This window comes from Acinetobacter sp. NyZ410 (assembly GCF_022828975.1).
Taxonomy (GTDB): Bacteria; Pseudomonadota; Gammaproteobacteria; order Pseudomonadales; family Moraxellaceae; genus Acinetobacter; species Acinetobacter guillouiae.
Genome location: NZ_CP094620.1, coordinates 3,540,592 through 3,562,204, shown reverse-complemented (window position 1 = coordinate 3,562,204; position 21,613 = coordinate 3,540,592). Strand labels below are relative to the sequence as shown.

Genomic DNA, 21,613 nt, shown 5'->3' with positions numbered 1-21,613 from the left:
ATCTTCATAACAAATAGGTATAACAATGAATAAAAGTTTAATCGCACTTGTCGGATTAGGAATGATTGGTTTCCAGAATAGCTATGCACTGGATATTCAACAGTTGCAAAAATCTTGGTCTGGAAAATATGATGAGCAGAAAATTGCTGTTTTCATCCAATCTATCGATCGTAATCAGGTCAAAGGCTATAGTGTTCTCGGTAAAAATAAACAAAATTTCTCAGGGAAAGTACAGACAACTTCACAAGGCTATAAAATTACCGCAACAGAAAGTGGTGCTAAAGCAAGTAGTGGTGTGTTTACGTTTACTGTAAAACAGAATCAGCCGAATGTGTTGGAGTCTAGTTGGGAATCTACAACGGCTAAGGTTAAACCAAAATATTTTGACTTAACGCCGCAACAGTGTCGCTATCAAAAAGATGTCGGTGATTATCCAGTTGCATCACAACGTTTATTAAAAGATGAGGATCTACAAATTCCTCCTGAAGAACTGGACTGGATGCGTAATGAAATTTATGCGCGTCATGGTTATTCATTTGCCAATAAAGAGATTGCCTCTCAATTTGCTAACGATAATTGGTATATGCCATGCAGTACCAATGTTGAAAATCAATTAACTCAGATTGAAAAGACCAATATCCAACGTATTAAAAAAATTCGTCCGTATATGGCGAAAATGGAATGGGGTCGTTGATCCATATTTTGATTATATCTGGTTTAAATGATAGCTAAAGCAAAAGCATTTTAATTTGATTTATATCATTATTTTTGCTTTAAAAAGCCCAAAGTCAGGTACTTTGAGCTTTTTAAATTTTACGGAAAATGTTAAATAGCTTGGGTATTTTCATTTAGCCAGTTTAAAACATCACCTTCTAAGTGAGGTGCTAATCGCTCTCTGACTGTTTGATGGTACTGATTCAACCATGCTTTTTCATCATGACTGAGTAGGTCTAAAACGATACACGTCAGGTTAATCGGGCACAGTGTTAGTGTTTCAAATTCTAAAAATTGACCATAGGTCGTATCTTCAAAATGCTTAATTTTGTTGACGACAAGATTCTCAATTCGAATGCCGTACTTGCCTTGATGGTATAAGCCTGGTTCATTAGAGGTAATCATCCCTTCACGCATCTTGGTGGATGGTGTGACTGGGGCATAATATGAAATCACTTGTGGGCCTTCATGAACATTCAATGCATAGCCGACACCGTGACCTGTACCATGACGATAATCCAAACCATATTTCCACAGGGTTTGACGTGTGATCGAATCTAAAAGAGGTGATGCAATGCCTTCAGGGAAAACGCTTTGTGCAAGCGCAATATGACATTTTAATACAAGTGTATAATCGCGCTTTTGTTCAACGCTTGCGGTGCCTATGGGAACAACACGGGTAATATCTGTGGTTCCTTCATCATATTGTGCGCCTGAATCAATCAGCAGCAAACCATCACCACTAATCTCGCTAAAGCTTTCTTCTGTAGCGCGATAGTGTGGTAATGCACCGTTTGCATTAAAGCCTGCAATTGTCGAGAAGCTTAATCCAATAAAACCTGCTTGTTGTGCGCGAAAGCCTGAAATTTTTTCGTCGATGGTGAGTTCATTGATCGATTCTTTATCAGCCAATGCGTTATCTAGCCAATGAAAGAAATGACATAGGGCAACACCATCTTTGGTCATCGCACTGCGCACATGTGCAATTTCTGAAGGATGTTTACATGATTTAAATAAACTGCTTGGATTAATGTCTTGGACTAAATGACTTTGCTGCTCAATGGCCTGTGCAGATGAAATTGAGACTTTAGCAGGATCAATTAAAATATTTTGTTTAAGTTCGAGTAAAAACTCGATGCTTGCGTTATAAGCTAAGATTTCAATGTTATCCAAAGCAAATCTTTGCTGCATTTCAGTTGAGAGCTTTGCATCATCAATAAAAAGCACAGTTCGAGAATGGTCAATATATAAGTGTGCTAAGAACACGGGGTTATATTCAACATCACGCCCCCTACAATTCAAAATCCAAGCAATATCATCAAGTGCAGAAATAAAATGCCCCGTTGCTTTTTTCTGAATAAGTTTGTGACGGATCGCAGTTATTTTTTCTAAGCGTGTTTGCGCATTTAAATCATCTGCCATTTGCCAAATGGGTTGTAGGGGCAGTGCTGGGCGTTCAGTCCAAATTTCATCAATTAAATCTAAGTCTGTTCGGATTTCAAATTGCTGGGATTGAGCAACTTGACTTAGCGCATCAAACTGTAATGCGGAAATGGTGTGTCCATTGACTGAAATTTTTGCATCTTTGGCTAAATGTTGTGAAAGCCAAGCCAAATGTGTTGATGATTCATCAGGTGTCTGCTTTTGTAAAACGTAACCTGTATTTTCCAGTTGCTGTTCAGCTTGTACCCAATATCGACCATCTACCCATAAACCTGCGAAGTTTTGAGTGACTACAATTGTGCCGACTGAACCTGTAAAGCCTGTTAGCCATTGACGTATTTTCCAATAATCAGGTAGATATTCTGACATATGTGGATCTGCACTCATGGCGATAAAGGCATCCTGCTGATATTTCTTCATAATTGTACGAAGGTTTTCTAATTTGTTGGCAGGTGACAAACTGTTCATACTTTTTCCAATTGCATATCAATAGATTTTGAGAGGGGGTCGATGTTTGATTGAGTAATTTACGAATCGGTTTTCTCATTAACCATAGAACGAGTGCGCCAAGAAGTAAAGCGATGACACATCGCACAAATAGCAAGGGTAATTGGTCAACTTCATGGATAGAAACATGACCACCGATTAAACCTGCCATTAAGTTTCCTAAAGCAGATGCTGTAAACCAAAGCCCCATCACTTGTCCACGAATGATGGTTGGAGCAAGTTTAGTCATCGTTGAAAGACCAACAGGGCTTAAGCATAATTCACCTAGTGTTAAAAGCAGGAGGCTTGATGCGATCCACAATGCAGAAACAGTTCCACCATTTTGGGTGATCAAGTAACTGGCAATGCTCATCACGAGAAAACCACCCGCAGCGAGAAGTAAAGCAATAATGAATTTGGTGATATAGCTAGGGTCACGATTTTGTTTGCCTAATTTAACCCAAAGCCATGCGATGATCGGTGCGAAAATAATAATGAAAAGCGGGTTAATCGATTGAAACCAAACTGCGGGTATTTCAAAGCCAAAGAATTGGCGATCTGTAAAGTCTTGGGCGAAAAGATTGAAAGATGTTGGTTTTTGTTCAAATGCTGACCAGAAAAGTGCAGCGGTGATGAGTAAAATAAAACAGATGATGATTTGTTTTTTCTCAGTATTATTCAAACCAGCAAAGAGCAATAGATAGCTGAAATATAAGGCAATACAAATACAGATTGTGATCGTGAAATATGTGGCAATCTGAATTGGATTGATGTTAACTATCCCAAGAGAAACTAGACCGATAATCAAGCCAACAACGGCAATAAAACCTATGATCATTTGAGGTGCTTTAGGATTGTAATGTACAAGACGAGCCCAGTTATTTTCATTGCCTTGCACATGATTAAATTGTTTTAATTGAGGCACAGTTATTAACTTAAAAATCAGTAAGGCGATTAACATTCCAACGCCACCGATTCCGAATCCCCAGTGCCAACCATGTTCTTTAACCAATAAACCAGTCAATAGTGGGGCAATCAACGAACCTAGATTAATTCCCATATAAAAAATGGAAAATCCTGCATCACGCCGTGAATCTTGAGCCTGATATAAAGTGCCAACAATGACGGAAATACAGGTTTTAAATAAACCAGAACCGATCACAATCAAAACTAAACCAAAATAAAAAAAGAAATGTCCAAATAAAGCTGCCAATGCAATGGATAAATGTCCGAGTGCGATGATCAGTGAGCCGTACCACACAGCGCGCTCCTGACCGAGATAATTGTCAGCAACCCAACCACCCAATACAGTCATTAAATACATACTGCCTGCAAATAAGCCGACAATTGCTGATGCTGTTGGGCGATCTAAACCGAGACCGCCATCAGCAACTAAAGCCGCCATATAGAGGATTAATAAAGGGCGAATACCATAATAGGAAAAACGTTCCCAAAGCTCGGTAAAAAATAAGCCTTTTAATGGTTGGGGGTGACCAAGAAAAGCTTGATCTGGGTCGTGTACTTGTTTGGATAAATGTTGAGGCATCTTCAAGTCCTTTGAAAATGTATGATTAAAAATTTTTAAACAATATATAAAATAAAGTTATTTGTTAGGTATTTTTTAAAGTAGTGATTTGTAAGTTTTATCGTAAAAATATAAATTTCAGTCTTCTATGTCTATATTGGTATTGTTATGTTTTGATTTTAAATGAATTTTAAAATAAATAGATTATACCAATTGGTATGAAAATTGGTATGAATATGTAATAAAAAACCACCCCAAAGGGTGGTCTCTTGTTCGATCTGAACGCGTAACGAATTAACGTTTGATATCGCGTTGAGTTTCGCCAGTATAAAGCTGACGAGGACGACCGATTTTGTACGGGCCGCTGTGCATTTCTAACCAGTGGCTGATCCAACCAACTGTACGTGCAAGCGCAAAGATTACCGTAAACATTTCTGTTGGGATACCAATCGCTTTAAGGATGATACCTGAATAGAAGTCTACGTTAGGATAAAGTTTACGTTCGATGAAGTACGGATCGCTTAATGCAATACGTTCAAGTTCCATTGCAAGCGCAAGTTGTGGATCATTGATACCAAGTGCACTTAACACTTCGTCACAAGTCTCTTTCATTACTTTTGCACGTGGATCGAAGTTTTTATAAACTCGGTGACCGAAGCCCATAAGTTTAACTTCTTTCGTTTTTACTTTTTCCATGAACGGTGCAACATTTTCTACAGAGCCGATTTCATCGAGCATCTTAAGAACAGCTTCGTTTGCACCACCATGCGCAGGTCCCCAAAGTGCAGCAATACCCGCAGCGATACATGCATAAGGGTTAGCGCCTGTAGAACCAGCTAAACGTACTGTAGACGTTGATGCATTTTGTTCATGGTCAGCATGAAGCGTAAAGATACGATCCATTGCTTTAGCAAGAATAGGGTTAACTTTGTAATCACGATCTGCTGGAGTAGCAAACATCATGTACAAGAAGTTTTCAGCATAGCTTAAATCGTTACGTGGATATACGAACGGTTGACCGATTGTATATTTGTAAGTCCAAGCAGCTAGAGTAGGAATTTTAGCAACTAAACGAACTGCAGTGATTTCACGGTGGTCTACGTTTTCAACGTCAAAACCGTTGTGATAGAACGCAGATAACGCACCCACTACACCACACATAACCGCCATAGGATGAGCATCACGACGGAAACCATTGAAGAAACGGCTAACTTGATCGTGAACCATTGTGTGGTTGCGGACTTTGTTTTCGAAGTCTGTTTTTTGTTCAGCAGTTGGAAGCTCACCGCTTAACAATAAATAGCAAGTTTCTAAGTAAGAAGCTTGAGTTGCAAGTTGAGCAATCGGATAACCACGGTGTAAAAGAACGCCTTTATCACCATCAATGAAAGTGATTTTAGACTCGCAAGAAGCTGTCGCCATAAAACCAGGATCAAAAGTAAAGTGACCTGAAGCCAACACATCCTTAACGTCGATTACATCTGGGCCCAATGTGCCGCTGTAAATTGGTAATTCAATTTTTTTGCCATCAAGCTCTAGAACGGCTTTCTTGCCAGTTGCTGCAGACATTCAATAGATCTCCTGTCCTGGTGGATATTTTATCTAACTTGCTGAGTCATCTTGTAATGTACAAGTCAGACGGATCAAAAATTGCTATTTAGCTTAGTGAGTACTGAAATTTTGTCAATTATACTTATGGATGAAAAAACAATGTTTTCATCAGTAGTTAGTCTAACTTTAACCAGTAAGATTGATCATTAAATTTCAGAGTCGGTCAGTATAATAAGGTAAATTCTAAAGAAGGTGCAGAAAAATAATTGTGATTGCTAGACAGGAAATGGCATTTTTGACCAATATTTTGTGGCTTTTGTAAGTTGCGAAATGCATTGTTGCTGTTTTAAAACCATCTGAATTTCACGACTTACATAGCTTTTGCCATTATTTTTGTGTAAAAAACACCCAAATGAGTTGATGAAATATTTATTTTCATTTTAATGCTTAATTGATTAAAAAATAGTTTTTATTGAAGCTTTTAAAGGATAAAAAATAATCGAATCAGTATAAAAATAGGCATTTAGTTGCCTTAGGAATAATCAAATACCATAAAATCTTGCAGCTAAATTATGAATTATTCACAAACTAAGTCTTTCTTTCTTATTATAAAGCTTTCAGTCAAATCACTGAATTAAATGGCACCCATTTAAAATAGGAATAAAGGACTATTTTAAAATAACATGTTGGGTATCTACTAAAGCTTAACCAGCTGATGAAAAATAAAACAGCAGGGAGAAATCAACCACAGGACGATTTTGTCCGTAATGTTGTGCTTTAGTCTAAATTTATAAAAATAATATAAGTCGTAATTATGTGTAAAAGTAATATGTTTAAATGTCATAAAAAATAACGAGATAGCCTTGAAAAACAGAGGTGGGGGATCTGCTTTATTTTTCAAATGGGTGTAAATGATTCTTATTTGAGTGATTTTTAAAGAAAAAGCCAATTTCGATGGTTTGTATTTTGACAGTGCACGTTTTATAATTCAGTGTCGTTTAAAGTTCAGGCAATTAAATTTGTCTGACAATGCTAGCTTTCCTTCGAATTAATTCCAACAAACTCCGGATGGAGTTTTTACTTACAGGATGCCCGCTGTGAAAAGCAACAGACCTGTCAATTTGTCCATGGGTCAAGTTTTAGATGTAAACTTAAAATCCCCTGTGGCTATTGCATCAATTCTACACCGTCTATCAGGTGTCATCGTATTTTTACTCGTACCGGTACTTTTGTGGCTTTTAGACAAGTCTTTGTCTTCGCCTGAAGGCTTTGCTCAAGTTCAAGCAATCTTTGGTGGCTTCATTGTACGTTTTATCGTATGGGTATTTGTCGCTGGTTTATTATTCCATTTCATTATGGGTATTAAGCACTTACTTGCTGACCTAGGCTTTGCTGAAGAGTTGCAAAGCGGTCGCGTAGCAGCAACTATTGCATTAATCTTGGCTGCGATATCAGTTATCGCTTCATTTGTATGGATCGTTCTCTAATGAAAAGTGCTACAGGTTTAACGGGTTCAGGTTCTCGTGATTGGTATATCCAACGCGTAAGTGCTGTAGTTCTAGCTGTTTATACTGTTGTGGTATTAGGTTGGATTCTGTGCAATGGCGGATTTAACTATGAGCAATGGTTTGGCTTTATGATGACACTTCCGATGAAGATTTTATCTTTATTGGCAGTCTTATCTCTTGTTGCGCATGCTTGGATTGGTATGTGGCAAGTATTCACTGACTATGTGACTACTCGTCAGATGGGTCCTTCAGCTTCAGGTTTACGCATCGTGTTAACTTCAGCAGTGATTATTGCTGTTATTGCATATGCGATCTGGGCAATCCAGATTTTTTGGGCGAATTGATAGGAAAATGTCATGGGCGCTTTAACCCCTAAAGAAGATTATTCAAATATTCCAAGCCAGTTCTTCGATGCAGTCATCGTTGGTGGTGGTGGTTCAGGTATGCGTGCTTCATATCAACTTGCTCAAGCAGGTTTGAAAGTTGCAGTGCTAACTAAAGTATTCCCAACACGTTCTCACACTGTTGCGGCTCAAGGTGGTATTGGTGCATCGCTTGGTAACATGCAAGACGATAACTGGCACTATCATTTCTATGACACGGTAAAAGGTTCTGACTGGTTAGGTGACCAAGATGCAATCGAATTTATGTGTCGTGAGGCGCCTAAAGTTGTTTATGAGCTTGAACACTTAGGTATGCCATTTGACCGTAATGCTGACGGTACAATTTATCAACGTCCATTTGGTGGTCACTCTGCGAACTATGGTGAAAAACCAGTTCCGCGTGCTTGTGCTGCTGCCGACCGTACAGGTCATGCGCTTCTTCATACGCTTTATCAAAGTAACGTGAAAATGGGTACTCAATTCTTCGTTGAATGGATTGCATTAGACTTAATCCGTAACGAAGCAGGTGATGTACTCGGTGTAACAGCAATTGACCAAGAAACAGGCAAAATTGCTGTATTCCAAGCCAAAGCAACATTGTTTGCTACAGGTGGTGCTGGTCGTGTTTACCGTGCATCTACCAATGCTTATATCAATACTGGTGATGGTCTTGGTATGGCTGCTCGTGCGGGTATTCCATTACAAGATATGGAATTCTGGCAATTCCACCCAACGGGTGTTGCTGGCGCAGGCGTATTGTTAACGGAAGGTTGTCGTGGTGAAGGTGCAATCCTTCGTAACAAAGATGGCGAACCGTTCATGGAACGTTATGCTCCAACTTTGAAAGATTTGGCTCCACGTGACTTCGTATCACGTTCTATGGACCAAGAGATCAAAGAAGGTCGTGGTTGTGGTCCTAAAGGTGATTATATCCTACTTGATATGACTCACTTGGGTGCAGATACCATCATGAAGCGTTTACCATCTGTATTTGAGATTGGTAAGAAATTCGCAAACGTGGATATCACCAAAGAACCAATTCCAGTTGTACCAACAATCCATTATCAAATGGGTGGTATTCCGACCAATATTCATGGTCAAGTGGTTATTCCTGAAACAGCGAAAAATGCAGCAGATTTCTATGCAGGTTTTGATAAAGCTGCAAACGAATACACAACCAACGGTACAATGAATTATACAGTGCCTGTAAAAGGGTTCTATGCAATTGGTGAGTGTTCTTGCGTGTCTGTACATGGTGCAAACCGTTTAGGTACAAACTCATTACTTGACTTGGTTGTATTTGGTAAAGCTGCTGGTGAACACATCATCGATTACGTGACTAAACATCACGGTGATGAATACCAACCACTTCCAAATGATGTACTTGTGAACACTTTGAAACGTATCAATCATTTAGATGATTCTACTTCTGGTGAAAATGCACAAGAAGTTGCGGATGCGATTCGTGATATCGTTCAAGACCACGCGGGTGTATTCCGTACTCAAGCCTTGCTTGATGAGGGTGTTAAGCAGATTCTTGCGATTGAACCACGTGTGCGTAACATTCATTTAAAAGACAAATCTAAAGTATTTAATACTGCACGTATTGAAGCTTTGGAAGTTGAAAACTTATACGAAGTAGCGAAAGCAACATTGATTTCTGCTGCTGCACGTAAAGAATGTCGTGGTGCACATACTGTTGTAGATTATGAATTGCCTGCTGATGATGAGCACTATTCATATGGTCGTCGTGACGATGAGTGGATGAAACATACTTTATGGTATTCAGCGGATAATCATCTTGAATACAAGCCAGTACGTTACAGCCCATTGTCTGTAGACCCAATTGAACCTAAACCACGTACATTCTAATCGGGAGAAATAAGATGAGTAGAGGTACACGTACATTCGAAATCTACCGCTATGATCCTGATAAGGATAAAGCACCGTATATGCAGACTTTTAAACTAGAGTTGACGGATAAGCATCGTATGTTGCTTGACGCGCTTTTAGCATTAAAAGTTCAAGACGAATCATTAACATTCCGTCGTTCTTGCCGTGAAGGTATTTGCGGTTCAGATGGTGTGAATATCAATGGTAAAAATGGTCTTGCGTGTTTATGGAACTTGAACGATTTGCCTGAAAAAATCGTCATTCGTCCATTACCTGGTCTGCCAGTAGTGAAAGATTTAGTTGTGGATATGAATCAGTTCTACGATCAGTATGACAAAATTCATCCATTCTTAATCAATAATCAACCTGTACCACCAAAAGAGCGTTTACAATCTCCAGAAGAGCGTGAGCACTTAAATGGTTTGTATGAATGTATTCTTTGTGCATGTTGTTCAACATCATGCCCATCATTCTGGTGGAACCCGGATAAATTCTTGGGTCCTTCAGCATTGTTGAATGCATACCGTTTCATTATTGATTCTCGTGATACTGCGACACAAGATCGTTTATCACGTCTTGATGACCCATTCTCATTATTCCGTTGTAAAGGGATTATGAACTGTGTGTCTGTATGTCCGAAAGGTTTGAATCCAACAAAAGCGATCGGTCATATCCGTAGCATGTTGCTCGATCAAGCGGGTTAATACGATGTGAAAAAAGGGCGTACATCTTGGGATGTACGCTCTTTTTTTATTGGATTTTTAATGAGATGGTTGTTTTTTGTTCGAGTGAATGGGATCTAAGCTTTAAGCATTGAAAAAGTATCAACAGACCCGATATAAATGGATGGATAATAATAGATTATTTCTTGTATGTATTTCGCTAATTTATAGGTGGTATGTGTCAAAAAAATCAATTGAAGTGACAGATCATGTTACGATTTAACAAACCACTATATGTGAAAAACACACCATGTTTTTGGTACATTTTTTCTACATAAGTGTGATCCAGATCAGTTTATAAATAATTTTATAAGCAAAGATTAGAACCGCTTTAGAAAAAGCAAAAAAGCCTTTGTTTTTTCTAAGTCGATTTGCAAAAAATTGCTCAGCTTCGGTTGAGTATATAAGTGAGTGATGATGCCATTGAGGGCGTTATGATTCATTGTATGCATTAGTAAAAGCTAATGTTTATAACGCCCCTTGGTCATGAGTATCTGATGGGTGAATGTCAATTTACCGATTTGGCATTATCAATCATGGGAGTGCTTAAAAAGCACCCTCTAATGTTTTTGCAATAGGAAATGGGTCCACAAATGCAAGAAGTTGCTGACGCATTGCGTCTTGATACTGAACTTTCCGCTGATAGTGCAGCGTATATTGAAGAGCTTTACGAACAGTACCTTTCTTCTCCAACCTCAGTAGGTGAGGATTGGCGTCAATATTTCGATAAATTCCCTAAAGGTGACCAACCACACGGAAACATTCGTGAGCAATTCTTATTATTAGGTCGTAATTCAAGTCGTGTTCAGCCTGTTGTACAAAGTGAAGTAAGTACTGAGCATGAACGTCGTCAAATCGGTGTTTTGCAACTGATTGCAGCATACCGTAACCGTGGTCATCAAAAAGCGAAGCTTGATCCACTAGGTTTGGCTAAACGTGAAGATGTGCCAGATTTAGATCTTGCTGCACATGGTTTAACCAAGTCTGACCTAGATACAGTTTTCAATGCTGGAAATTTGGCGATTGGTAAAACTGAAGCAACTTTAGGTGAGATGGTTAGCGCAATGGAGGCAACATACTGTGCTTCTATTGGTGCTGAATATATGCACATTGTTGACACCAAAGAAAAACGCTGGATTCAACAACGTCTTGAAGGTGCACGCGGTCAGTTCGGTTTCTCGGCAGATCAAAAGAAACACGTACTTGAACGTTTAACTGCTGCTGAAGGCTTAGAAAAATTCCTCGGTAATAAGTATGTTGGTGCGAAGCGTTTTGGTGTAGAGGGTGGTGAATCTTTCATTCCAATGGTAAACGAACTTATTCAACGTGCAGGTTCTGTAGGTTGTAAAGAAGTCGTAATTGGGATGCCACACCGTGGTCGTTTAAACTTACTTGTAAACATCATGGGTAAAAACCCAGCTGATTTGTTTGGTGAGTTTGAAGGTAAAACTTTAGCTAAAAAAGGTTCAGGTGACGTTAAGTATCACCAAGGTTTCTCATCAAATGTGATGACACCTGGTGGTGAAGTTCACTTGGCTTTGGCATTTAACCCATCGCATTTAGAAATTGTTGGTCCTGTGGTTGAAGGTTCAGTTCGTGCACGCCAAGTACGTCGTAAAGACATTGGTGGTGATGACGTATTGCCTGTAATCGTACATGGTGATGCTGCATTTGCTGGTCAAGGTGTTAACCAAGAAACCTTCCAAATGTCACAAACGCGTGGTTATACCGTAGGTGGTACGGTTCATATCGTAGTCAACAACCAAGTTGGTTTTACTACATCTGATCCACGTGATGCACGTTCTACCGAATACTGTACTGACATTGCAAAAATGATTCAGGCGCCAATTTTCCATGTCAATGGTGATGACCCAGAATCTGTATTGTTTGTTGCGCAATTGGCACATGATTTCCGTCATACATTCCGTAAAGATGTTGTGATTGACATGTTCTGTTATCGTCGTCGTGGTCATAACGAAGCAGATGAGCCAGCAGCAACACAACCAATGATGTATCAAGTGATCAATAAAAAAGCGACTACACGTACGCTTTATGCGGATCAATTGGTACAAGAAAAAGTATTAGATCGTTCTGATGCAGATGCTTTAGTTGAAAAATATCGTGAAGATCTTGAAGCAGGTAACCATGTTGCCAATGCTTTAGTGCTTGAACCAAATGATAAAATGTTTGTGGACTGGAAACCGTATCTAGGCCATGAATATACAGATGTTTGGGATACGACTTTCCCAATCGAACGCTTAAAAGAAATTGGTACAAAAATGCGCGAATTACCGGAAGGTTTCGTGATGCAACGCCAAGTGTCTAAAGTGATCGATGAACGTTTGAAAATGCAAACTGGTGAAATGCCATTAAACTGGGGTGCAGCAGAAACTTTAGCTTATGCTTCTATCCTTGATGATGGTTTCTTGGTGCGTTTGACTGGTGAAGATGTTGGTCGTGGTACATTCTCACACCGTCATGCCAAGCTACATAACCAAGTTGATGGTTCGGTTTATATTCCACTGTGTCATATCAAAGAAAACCAGCCACGTACTGCAATTTATGACTCATTATTGTCAGAAATGGCTGTGCTTGCATTTGAATATGGTTATGCAACAACATTGCCAAAAAGCTTGGTAATCTGGGAAGCTCAGTTCGGTGACTTTGCAAACTGTGCCCAAGTGGTTATTGATCAGTTCATCTCATCTGGTGAAACCAAATGGGAACGTGTGTGTGGTTTAACATTGCTTCTTCCACATGGTTATGAAGGTCAAGGTCCTGAGCATTCATCTGCACGTCTTGAGCGTTTCTTACAGTTATGTGCTGAAGAAAACATGCAAGTGATTACACCAACGACACCTGCACAGATTTTCCATGCAATGCGTCGTCAGGCAATTCGCCCAATTCGTAAGCCAATGATCGTGACTTCACCGAAGTCATTGCTTCGTCATAAACTTGCAACTTCAACTTTGGAAGAGCTTGCAACTGGTACATTCCAGACTGTGATTGATGAAGTGGATCAAATCAACAAACAAGATGTAACACGTGTTGTACTTTGTGGTGGTAAAGTTTATTACGACTTACTTGAAAAACGTCGTGAAGAAAACTTGAACATTGCGGTGGTACGTGTTGAACAATTGTACCCATACCCAGAAAAACGTCTTGCTGAAGTGCTTGCGACATATCCAAACATAAAAGAACTTGTTTGGTGTCAAGAAGAACCGAAGAACCAAGGCGCATGGTTATTCATTGCTCCTCGTTTATACGAAGGTGTAATGAAGTCTGCTCTACAAGTTCAAATTAGCTATGCAGGACGTGAAGCTTCAGCTGCACCTGCATGTGGCTCACCATATTTGCATGCAAAACAACAAGCTCAGCTCGTGAATGACGCACTTGCGATCGTAGCTGAACAATCAGGAGAATCTAAATAATGGCAACCGAAATTAAAGCACCGGTGTTCCCAGAGTCAGTTGCTGACGGAACAATTGCAACTTGGCACAAACAACCAGGTGAAGCGGTATCACGTGATGAAGTCATCTGTGATATTGAAACGGATAAAGTTGTTTTAGAAGTTGTTGCTCCTGCTGATGGTACTATCTCTGCAATCATCAAAAATGAAGGTGACACAGTTCTTTCTTCTGAAGTTATTGCAACATTTGAAGAAGGTGCTGTTTCTGGCGCTACTCAAACTCAAGCAGTTCAATCTGAAGAGAAAGTAGAACAAGCTGCGGCACAAACTCAAGCGGGTAATGCACCTGTTGTTGAACGTGCTCAAGTACAAGATCAAGCACCGGCAGTGCGTAAAGCTTTAACTGAAACAGGTATTGCTGCTGCGGATGTAGATGGTACTGGTCGTGGTGGTCGTATCACCAAAGAAGATGTTGCAAATCATCAAACTAAACCAGCTGCTGCAGCTGTAACACCATTAAGCGTTGCTGTTGGTGAGCGTATCGAGAAACGTGTTCCAATGACACGTTTACGTAAGCGTGTTGCTGAACGTCTTCTTGCTGCTACACAGCAAACTGCAATGTTGACTACGTTTAACGAAGTCAACATGAAACCTGTGATGGAAATGCGTAAGCAATATAAAGATGCTTTCGAAAAACGTCATGGTGCACGTTTAGGCTTTATGTCATTCTTCGTTAAAGCTGTAACTGAAGCACTTAAACGCTATCCTGCGGTAAATGCTTCAATCGACGGTGATGATATTGTTTATCATGGTTACTATGATATCGGTGTTGCGGTTTCTTCTGATCGTGGTTTAGTGGTTCCAGTATTACGTAATACTGACCGTATGAACTATGCTGAAGTTGAATCAGGTATTGGTGCATATGCTGCAAAAGCACGTGAAGGTAAATTAGCAATTGAAGATATGACTGGTGGTACTTTCACAATTACCAACGGTGGTACTTTCGGTTCACTACTTTCAACACCTATTTTGAACCAACCACAAACTGCTATTTTAGGTATGCACAAAATCCAAGAGCGTCCTATGGCTGTAAATGGTCAAGTTGAAATTCTTCCAATGATGTACTTAGCGCTTTCTTATGACCATCGTATGATTGATGGTAAAGAAGCAGTAGGTTTCTTGGTAACTGTTAAAGAGTTACTTGAAGAGCCAGCTAAACTAATCCTTGACCTTTAATTCTTTAGAATAACAACACGAGTTTAGAGTGATCCTTTAAACTCGTTTTTGGAGATAAGCATGTCTCAGTTTGATTTAGTGGTAATCGGCGGTGGGCCAGGTGGTTATGAAGCGGCAATTCGTGCTGCTCAACTTGGTTTCAAAGTTGCGTGTATCGAAAAACGTGTACACAAAGGTAAGCCATCTTTAGGTGGTACTTGCTTAAACGTAGGTTGTATTCCTTCTAAAGCACTTTTGGATTCTTCTCATCACTATGAAGACACTCTTCATGGCTTAGATGTTCACGGTATTACAGTTGAAAATGTCCAACTTGATCTTCAAAAGCTTCTTGCTCGTAAAGACAAAGTTGTAGATAACTTAACTGGCGGTGTTGCTCAATTGCTGAAAGGCAATGGTATCGAGTGGTTACAAGGTACAGGTAAATTACTTGCTGGTAAAAAAGTTGAATTCACACCATTAGAAGGTGGCGATGTTCAAGTTTTAGAACCTAAATTCGTAATTCTTGCAACTGGTTCTGTACCTGTAAATATTCCTGTAGCAAAAGTTGATGAAGACCTTATCGTTGATTCAACAGGTGCGTTAGAATTCCAAGAAGTGCCTAAACGTTTAGGTGTAATTGGTGCAGGCGTAATTGGACTAGAACTTGGTTCAGTATGGCGTCGTCTTGGCTCTGAAGTTGTTGTGTTTGAAGCATTAGATGCATTCTTACCAATGGCGGATAAAGCGTTGGCAAAAGATTATCAAAAACTTTTAACAAAACAAGGTTTAGATATTCGTATTGGCGCTAAAGTTTCAGGTACTGAAGTGAATGGTCGTGAAGTGACTGTTCAATATAACCAAGCAGGCGAAGATAAAACTCAAACTTTTGATAAATTAATCGTTTGTGTTGGCCGTAAAGCCTATGCAGAAGGTTTATTGGCTGAAGATTCAGGCATTAAATTAACTGAACGTGGTTTGGTTGAAGTGAACGATTGGTGTGCAACGTCTGTTGACGGTGTATATGCAATTGGTGACTTGGTACGTGGTCCAATGCTTGCGCATAAAGCAATGGAAGAAGGTGTAATGGCAGTTGAGCGTATGCATGGTCATGCTGCTCAAGTGAATTATGACACTATTATTTCAGTGATTTATACACACCCTGAAGCTGCGTGGGTAGGTTTGACTGAAGAGCAAGCTAAAGAGAAAGGTCACGACGTTAAAACCGGTCAATTCCCATTTGCGGTAAATGGTCGTGCTTTAGCTGCCAATGAATCTGCTGGATTTGTGAAGTTTGTTGCAGATGCAAAAACTGATCGTTTATTGGGTATGCATATCATTGGTCCAGGTGCTTCTGATATTGTTCACCAAGGTATGATTGCACTTGAATTTGTATCTTCAGTTGAAGATTTACAATTGATGACTTTCGGTCACCCAACTTATTCTGAAGTCGTTCATGAAGCAGCGCTTGCTGTTGATGGGCGTGCGATTCACGCGATTCAGCGTAAACGTAAATAACACAAAAAAGAGCGGTTTCGACCGCTCTTTTTACTTTTGATGGTTGTTTTTAATTGAATAATCATCTAAAAATAAAAGAACAAACTTTAATAAATGCCGATAGTTATTGCGATGGAAGTCTAATTATTGGTGTGTCATAACAATGTGAAAAGTAGTAAAAGGTAAAACATGAATCTACATGAGTATCAAGCGAAAACGCTGTTAAAAAAATATGGTATGCCAGTTCAAGAAGGCATTTTAATCACTACGCCCGAAGAAGCATCTGCTGCCTTTGAGCAAATTAGTGGCAAATTCGCTGTGATGAAGGCCCAAGTCCATGCAGGTGGTCGTGGTAAAGCGGGTGGCGTAAAAGTTGTTAAGTCAAAAGAAGAAGCAGCTGAATATGCAAAAAGCCTATTAGGTACTCGTTTAGTCACGTATCAGACGGATGCCAATGGTCAGCCGGTAAATAGTATCCTTGTTTGTGAAGATGTTTATCCTGTAGAACGTGAATTGTATTTAGGTGCAGTGGTTGACCGTTCTAGTCGTCGTGTGACATTCATGGCGTCTACAGAGGGTGGTGTAGAAATTGAAAAAGTTGCTGAAGAAACACCTGAAAAAATTATTAAAGTCGAAGTAGATCCATTGGTCGGTTTACTGCCATTCCAAGCGCGTGATGTTGGCTTCCAATTGGGTTTAAAAGATAAGCAAATCAGCCAATTTGTAACCATCATGACAGGCGCGTACAAAGCATTTGTTGAAAATGACTTTGCACTATTTGAAATTAACCCACTTTCAGTTCGTGAAAATGGCGAAATCTTATGTGTAGATGCCAAAGTCGGTATTGACTCAAATGCACTTTATCGTTTGCCTGAAATTGCAGCGATGCGTGATAAATCTCAAGAAAATGAGCGTGAGTTAAAAGCATCTGAATTTGACCTTAACTATGTTGCTTTAGAAGGTAATATTGGTTGTATGGTGAATGGTGCTGGTCTTGCGATGGCAACAATGGACATCATCAAACTGTATGGTGGTCAGCCAGCAAACTTCCTTGATGTTGGTGGCGGTGCGACTAAAGATCGCGTCATTGAAGCATTTAAAATTATTCTTTCAGATTCATCTGTACAAGGTGTATTGATCAATATTTTTGGTGGTATCGTACGTTGTGACATGATTGCTGAAGCGATTATTGCAGCGGTTCAAGAAGTAAATGTAACCGTACCTGTAGTTGTTCGTTTAGAAGGGAACAATGCAGAATTAGGTGCTAAATTACTTGATGAATCAGGTCTAAAATTAATTTCTGCGAACGGCTTAGCTGATGCTGCAGAAAAAGTTGTTGCTGCTGTGAAAGCGTAAGGAGTATCAATCATGAGCGTATTAGTTAATAAAGACACAAAAGTATTGGTACAAGGCTTTACAGGTAAGAATGGTACATTCCATTCTGAGCAATCAATTGCATACGGTACAAAAGTAGTTGGTGGGGTAACACCGGGTAAAGGTGGTCAAACTCATATTGGTCTACCTGTTTTCAATACAATGCGTGAAGCAGTAAAAGAAACGGGTGCAAATGCAACATCAATTTATGTGCCTGCACCATTTGTACTGGATTCAATTGTTGAAGCAGTCGATTCTGGTATTGAGTTAATCGTGGTGATCACCGAAGGTGTTCCAACCTTAGACATGTTAAAAGCGAAACGTTACCTTGAAACTTATGGTAATAATGCACGTTTAATCGGTCCAAACTGCCCAGGTATTATTACACCGGGCGAATGTAAAATTGGAATTATGCCAGGCCATATCCATCAACCAGGTAAAATCGGGATCATTTCTCGTTCTGGTACATTGACTTATGAAGCAGTTGCTCAAACGACTAAGCTTGGTTTAGGTCAGTCTACGTGTATTGGTATCGGTGGTGACCCAATTCCGGGTATGAACCAAATTGACTGCTTAAAACTTTTCCAAGAAGACCCACAAACAGAAGCAATCATCATGATTGGTGAAATTGGTGGTAGTGCGGAAGAAGAAGCTGCTGAGTATATTCAATCTAATGTGACTAAACCTGTTGTTGGTTATATTGCGGGTGTAACAGCGCCTAAAGGTAAGCGTATGGGGCACGCAGGAGCGATTATCTCTGGCGGTAAAGGTACTGCTGAAGAGAAGTTTGCTGCATTTGAAAAAGCGGGTATGGCATATACGCGTAGCCCAGCTGAACTTGGTTCAACTATGTTTGATGTCTTAAAAAAGAAAGGCTTAGTTTAATTCAAAGTTTAAATTTTTAAGCTAAAAAATGGGAGCCAATCGGCTCCCATTTTTATTGGTTGTAGAGTATTGGTTGTCGCTTCTTGATGGTTAGTGTTTAATCTTGTGATCAAGATAAAGGAGATTTATATAAGATGGGTGATCTGTGATTAGCCTTTGACTAAACCACCATCCACAATCAAATTTTGTCCTGTTACAGCGCGTGACCACGGTGATAAAAACATCAGCACGGCATCTGCAAACTGCTCAGGTGTGGTGACTTCTTGCAAGGGCGTAGAGGCAGCGATCAAATCAAACACTTGATCAGGTGTTGCACTGCTGGCATCAGTCTTGCGTAATAGACCACCTGAAAGCATATTTACATTAATGCCATACTGACCTAAATCGTGTGACGTTGTGCGGGTAAAGGCCAAAAGTGCTGCTTTAGCCGCAGTATAATCATGATAGGGAACCACAGGATTCTGCACAAGATTGGTTCCAATATTGATGATTCGACCAAAATGATCTTTTTTCATATCTTCTAATGCAGCTTGGGTGGTGTTTAAAGCGGCTTTAACTGCACTGTCCAATTGCTGTTGCATACTGTGCCAGCTCAACGTTTCAACTTTTGGACGTAGATCACCATCAAATTTAAATGCCAATAGCGCATTATTAATCACTGAGGTGATTGCATGTCCATAATGCAGTTTTGCTTTTTTAAACATCGTGTTGACTTGATCTGCATTAGTTACATCTGCTTTGTAAATAAAAACCTGTTCGGCATGTTCCTTGGCAAGTTGTTGAGCGGATTCTTCACTATTGAAATAATTCACCACAACTCTTGCGCCTTCACGAATCAAAGCATGGGTAATTGCAAGTCCTAAACCACGTGCGCCACCAGTCACTAAAATAATTTGATCTCGTATTTCCATGTTCAAATCAACTCATTTGATATCAATTTAATTTTAGCACTTTTATTGATCAGACTCTTCGATTGAGAGATGAGTTACAAAGTTTATCAATTGCACCGATGCAAAATTAAAAATATAAAAAACTTCTAGAGGAATTTAAGCATCTTAGTGCATTAATTACATATGAATATTCAAATAATTAAACTTTTTAAATCCTATCGATGAAATGATGGCTCAGAATGATGGTTGATTGGTTTAACATATTGATCATATTATTTATAATTCAAACAAAGCACATTTGATATTGGATGTGCTTCAGCCATTTTGATCTATATGTAGGCTACAATTAGACGGATCATTTAAATTACTTATAAACAAATAGAGGAGACAACCATCTTGTTTTTTGATTGGTATAACTCCGATAAAAATGATGAATTGATTAGCCCAAACATGCGACCAATTTACCTGCTCAATTTAATGGTCATGTATATATTTTTTATAAATTCAAATGTTTATGCTTATGATGATCTGGCACTTATGCCAGAAGAGGCACAAAATCAAGTTGTAGAATATCAAGATGAATTATTAGGACAACCAGATCAATTGCAAGATGAGCAATTATTTAAAATTGAAAATCAAGAAAATAGCCTAAGTAATACTGAAATGATCACTGAGCGAAATGATATTTTTTTTGAACAAGATCAATTGCAAAAAAAGTTAGCAGAACAGCATGAGCATGAATTGGCAGATTATTCAATTTTAACCAATAAATTTTATGAAAATGAGCGTATTCGTGTGTTTAATTATACTGCTTATAATGTACAACAATTAAAGACCTCATTGCTCAATCCTTCAAATGATAATCCTGCGTCAAGTGAGCTTTATCTTTCTTTTGGTTATGGTATTGAATTTAAGATCAATGCTTTAAACAAAGTGGGTTATGAATACATCTCTAGTTTTCCTTATGATCGTGGTCAATTATTGCGTCTGTTTTGGATTAGAACGCTGACCTATTAACTATAAATATCTTATCGATCATTTTTATTACAATGAAGAAATCATGGTGGAAATACTACAACTTGAAACATAAGCTTGTTTAGCACTACACATTAAAAGACTAACTTAAACAAAATGAGATGAAGAGGTGAGTCATCATGTTAAACAAAGTTATTGTGTTGGGTGTAGTTGCTATTTCATTAACTGGCTGTATTGTTGCACCATTTGATGATGGTCATCGCGGTGGTCATGGTCGTTATGATCAGCGACATGATTCGGATCATCGCTGGGATCAGCGTCGTGATGGTCGTTATGACCGAGATCGCAATGATCGTGACTGGAATTGGAAAGGGCGTTAATTCTTTATCTTCAATATAAAAATGGGCAATGTATGCCCATTTTTTTTAATTTGTTGTTTGAAAATATATGAATGAAGTAACTGATATCATTTCATAAAAACTAATTTATATCTTTGTAGGGTGGCACTGTTGCACTTTACATTGAAAGTTTAAATATATTTGTGTAGGCAATACTATCCTTTTTTGTAGGGGATGCCACACGAAAGCAATACCCTAGATTATTTTTTTAAATAAACCTGCTTGTACTACACCAGCTTTGGTTTGTTTCTGTAATTGCCATGTTGAGGGTAAATTCAGTTGATTTAAGCCACGATCTGCTTCTACATAAATCAATGCTTGATCAGATAAGTATTGATCCGCTTTTTGAGCCAATTCATCCCATAAATTTAAACTATAGGGTGGATCTAAAAACATTAAATCAAACTGTTCATTTAAATTAGATAAGGCTTGTTGTGCTGTTTGAATTTTCAGCTGACAGTTGTCAGCTTTAAGCAACTGAATATTGTCTTTTAAAAATTTAGCTTGCGTGGCATTGGGTTCAATCATGATGACATGACGTGCACCACGTGAAAGTGCTTCAAATCCTAAAGCACCTGAACCAGCACAAAGATCTAAGACTTTGGCATTTTGAATATCCCACATCAGCCAGTTAAACAATGTTTCACGAACTCGATCAGGGGTAGGACGTAAACCATCGATATCAGCAAAAGGAAGAACTCGACGTTTCCATTCTCCACCAATAATACGTAATTGGTTTTTCACTTTA

16 protein-coding genes and 2 pseudogenes are annotated in these 21,613 nt (G+C 39.0%); 13 read left to right on the top strand and 5 right to left on the bottom strand.

Annotated features, from left to right (window positions below):
- Positions 1–25: 25 nt before the first annotated feature.
- On the top strand, positions 26–694 hold the full coding sequence (locus MTO68_RS16910; protein WP_004823198.1) for a YARHG domain-containing protein: 669 nt from the start codon (positions 26–28) through the stop codon (positions 692–694).
- Between the two features lie 131 nt (positions 695–825).
- Here the strand turns inward: MTO68_RS16910 and MTO68_RS16905 are convergent, their stop codons facing one another.
- From MTO68_RS16905 to gltA, 3 genes and pseudogenes are all read right to left on the bottom strand, one after another.
- The gene (locus MTO68_RS16905; protein WP_244013557.1) at positions 826–2,625 is read right to left on the bottom strand and encodes an aminopeptidase P family protein; all 1,800 of its coding nucleotides are present in this window, start codon (positions 2,623–2,625) and stop codon (positions 826–828) included.
- A pseudogene (locus MTO68_RS16900) lies at positions 2,622–4,189 on the bottom strand (peptide MFS transporter). Before MTO68_RS16900 ends, MTO68_RS16905 begins: the two are co-directional and overlap by 4 nt.
- Positions 4,190–4,462: 273 nt before the next feature.
- The gene (gltA, locus tag MTO68_RS16895; protein WP_004717293.1) at positions 4,463–5,737 is read right to left on the bottom strand and encodes a citrate synthase; all 1,275 of its coding nucleotides are present in this window, start codon (positions 5,735–5,737) and stop codon (positions 4,463–4,465) included.
- 1,070 nt (positions 5,738–6,807) lie between these two features.
- On the opposite strand from gltA, the gene sdhC reads away from it, so the two are divergent.
- From sdhC to sucD, 10 genes and pseudogenes are all read left to right on the top strand, one after another.
- Positions 6,808–7,206, top strand: a complete 399-nt coding sequence (sdhC, locus tag MTO68_RS16890; protein ID WP_126606943.1) for a succinate dehydrogenase, cytochrome b556 subunit — start codon at positions 6,808–6,810, stop codon at positions 7,204–7,206.
- Positions 7,206–7,571 carry a succinate dehydrogenase, hydrophobic membrane anchor protein gene (gene sdhD / locus MTO68_RS16885; protein WP_004717289.1) on the top strand — a complete coding sequence of 122 codons (366 nt, stop codon included), beginning with the start codon at positions 7,206–7,208 and terminating at the stop codon, positions 7,569–7,571. Before sdhC ends, sdhD begins: the two co-directional genes overlap by 1 nt.
- Before the next feature lie 12 nt (positions 7,572–7,583).
- Positions 7,584–9,482 carry an FAD-dependent oxidoreductase gene (locus tag MTO68_RS16880; protein WP_004717286.1) on the top strand — a complete coding sequence of 633 codons (1,899 nt, stop codon included), beginning with the start codon at positions 7,584–7,586 and terminating at the stop codon, positions 9,480–9,482.
- A gap of 14 nt (positions 9,483–9,496) precedes the next feature.
- Positions 9,497–10,207 (top strand): succinate dehydrogenase iron-sulfur subunit, encoded by a 711-nt coding sequence (locus MTO68_RS16875; protein WP_244013555.1) that lies wholly within the window; start codon positions 9,497–9,499, stop codon positions 10,205–10,207.
- A 370-nt stretch (positions 10,208–10,577) separates the two neighbouring features.
- A pseudogene (locus MTO68_RS16870) lies at positions 10,578–10,680 on the top strand (hypothetical protein); the annotation flags it as partial.
- Between the two features lie 138 nt (positions 10,681–10,818).
- A complete protein-coding gene (locus MTO68_RS16865; RefSeq protein ID WP_004717282.1) occupies positions 10,819–13,656 on the top strand; it encodes a 2-oxoglutarate dehydrogenase E1 component in 2,838 nt (945 codons plus the stop codon).
- A complete protein-coding gene (odhB, locus tag MTO68_RS16860) occupies positions 13,656–14,870 on the top strand; it encodes a 2-oxoglutarate dehydrogenase complex dihydrolipoyllysine-residue succinyltransferase (protein WP_004717280.1) in 1,215 nt (404 codons plus the stop codon). Before MTO68_RS16865 ends, odhB begins: the two co-directional genes overlap by 1 nt.
- Before the next feature lie 60 nt (positions 14,871–14,930).
- Positions 14,931–16,364, top strand: a complete 1,434-nt coding sequence (lpdA, locus tag MTO68_RS16855; protein WP_004717278.1) for a dihydrolipoyl dehydrogenase — start codon at positions 14,931–14,933, stop codon at positions 16,362–16,364.
- 168 nt (positions 16,365–16,532) lie between these two features.
- Positions 16,533–17,699, top strand: a complete 1,167-nt coding sequence (gene sucC, locus MTO68_RS16850) for an ADP-forming succinate--CoA ligase subunit beta (RefSeq protein ID WP_004717276.1) — start codon at positions 16,533–16,535, stop codon at positions 17,697–17,699.
- 12 nt (positions 17,700–17,711) lie between these two features.
- Positions 17,712–18,602: a succinate--CoA ligase subunit alpha gene (sucD, locus tag MTO68_RS16845; protein ID WP_004717274.1), complete on the top strand. Its 891-nt coding sequence runs from the start codon at positions 17,712–17,714 to the stop codon at positions 18,600–18,602.
- Positions 18,603–18,751: 149 nt separating this feature from the next.
- Here sucD and MTO68_RS16840 read toward each other — a convergent pair whose 3' ends face one another.
- Entirely contained in the window at positions 18,752–19,513 is a 762-nt protein-coding gene (locus MTO68_RS16840) for a 3-oxoacyl-ACP reductase (protein ID WP_239045196.1), read from the bottom strand.
- A 375-nt stretch (positions 19,514–19,888) separates the two neighbouring features.
- On the opposite strand from MTO68_RS16840, the gene MTO68_RS16835 reads away from it, so the two are divergent.
- Both MTO68_RS16835 and MTO68_RS16830 read left to right on the top strand, forming a co-directional pair.
- Positions 19,889–20,509: a hypothetical protein gene (locus tag MTO68_RS16835; protein WP_081407368.1), complete on the top strand. Its 621-nt coding sequence runs from the start codon at positions 19,889–19,891 to the stop codon at positions 20,507–20,509.
- Positions 20,510–20,646: 137 nt separating this feature from the next.
- The gene (locus MTO68_RS16830) at positions 20,647–20,847 is read left to right on the top strand and encodes a hypothetical protein (RefSeq protein WP_004823192.1); all 201 of its coding nucleotides are present in this window, start codon (positions 20,647–20,649) and stop codon (positions 20,845–20,847) included.
- 213 nt (positions 20,848–21,060) lie between these two features.
- On the opposite strand, the gene rsmD is transcribed toward MTO68_RS16830, so the two are convergent.
- Complete coding sequence (rsmD, locus tag MTO68_RS16825; RefSeq protein ID WP_244013553.1) at positions 21,061–21,609, bottom strand: 16S rRNA (guanine(966)-N(2))-methyltransferase RsmD; 549 nt, start codon at positions 21,607–21,609, stop codon at positions 21,061–21,063.
- Between the last annotated feature and the right edge of the window lie 4 nt (positions 21,610–21,613).

Bases quoted from the DNA above. Each gene is read 5' to 3' on its own strand.
- MTO68_RS16910 (WP_004823198.1), top strand. From the start codon at position 26: ATGAATAAAAGTTTAATCGCACTTGTCGGATTAGGAATGATTGGTTTC.
- MTO68_RS16905 (WP_244013557.1), bottom strand. From the start codon at position 2,625: ATGAACAGTTTGTCACCTGCCAACAAATTAGAAAACCTTCGTACAATT.
- gltA (WP_004717293.1), bottom strand. From the start codon at position 5,737: ATGTCTGCAGCAACTGGCAAGAAAGCCGTTCTAGAGCTTGATGGCAAA.
- sdhC (WP_126606943.1), top strand. From the start codon at position 6,808: ATGCCCGCTGTGAAAAGCAACAGACCTGTCAATTTGTCCATGGGTCAA.
- sdhD (WP_004717289.1), top strand. From the start codon at position 7,206: ATGAAAAGTGCTACAGGTTTAACGGGTTCAGGTTCTCGTGATTGGTAT.
- MTO68_RS16880 (WP_004717286.1), top strand. From the start codon at position 7,584: ATGGGCGCTTTAACCCCTAAAGAAGATTATTCAAATATTCCAAGCCAG.
- MTO68_RS16875 (WP_244013555.1), top strand. From the start codon at position 9,497: ATGAGTAGAGGTACACGTACATTCGAAATCTACCGCTATGATCCTGAT.
- MTO68_RS16865 (WP_004717282.1), top strand. From the start codon at position 10,819: ATGCAAGAAGTTGCTGACGCATTGCGTCTTGATACTGAACTTTCCGCT.
- odhB (WP_004717280.1), top strand. From the start codon at position 13,656: ATGGCAACCGAAATTAAAGCACCGGTGTTCCCAGAGTCAGTTGCTGAC.
- lpdA (WP_004717278.1), top strand. From the start codon at position 14,931: ATGTCTCAGTTTGATTTAGTGGTAATCGGCGGTGGGCCAGGTGGTTAT.
- sucC (WP_004717276.1), top strand. From the start codon at position 16,533: ATGAATCTACATGAGTATCAAGCGAAAACGCTGTTAAAAAAATATGGT.
- sucD (WP_004717274.1), top strand. From the start codon at position 17,712: ATGAGCGTATTAGTTAATAAAGACACAAAAGTATTGGTACAAGGCTTT.
- MTO68_RS16840 (WP_239045196.1), bottom strand. From the start codon at position 19,513: ATGGAAATACGAGATCAAATTATTTTAGTGACTGGTGGCGCACGTGGT.
- MTO68_RS16830 (WP_004823192.1), top strand. From the start codon at position 20,647: ATGTTAAACAAAGTTATTGTGTTGGGTGTAGTTGCTATTTCATTAACT.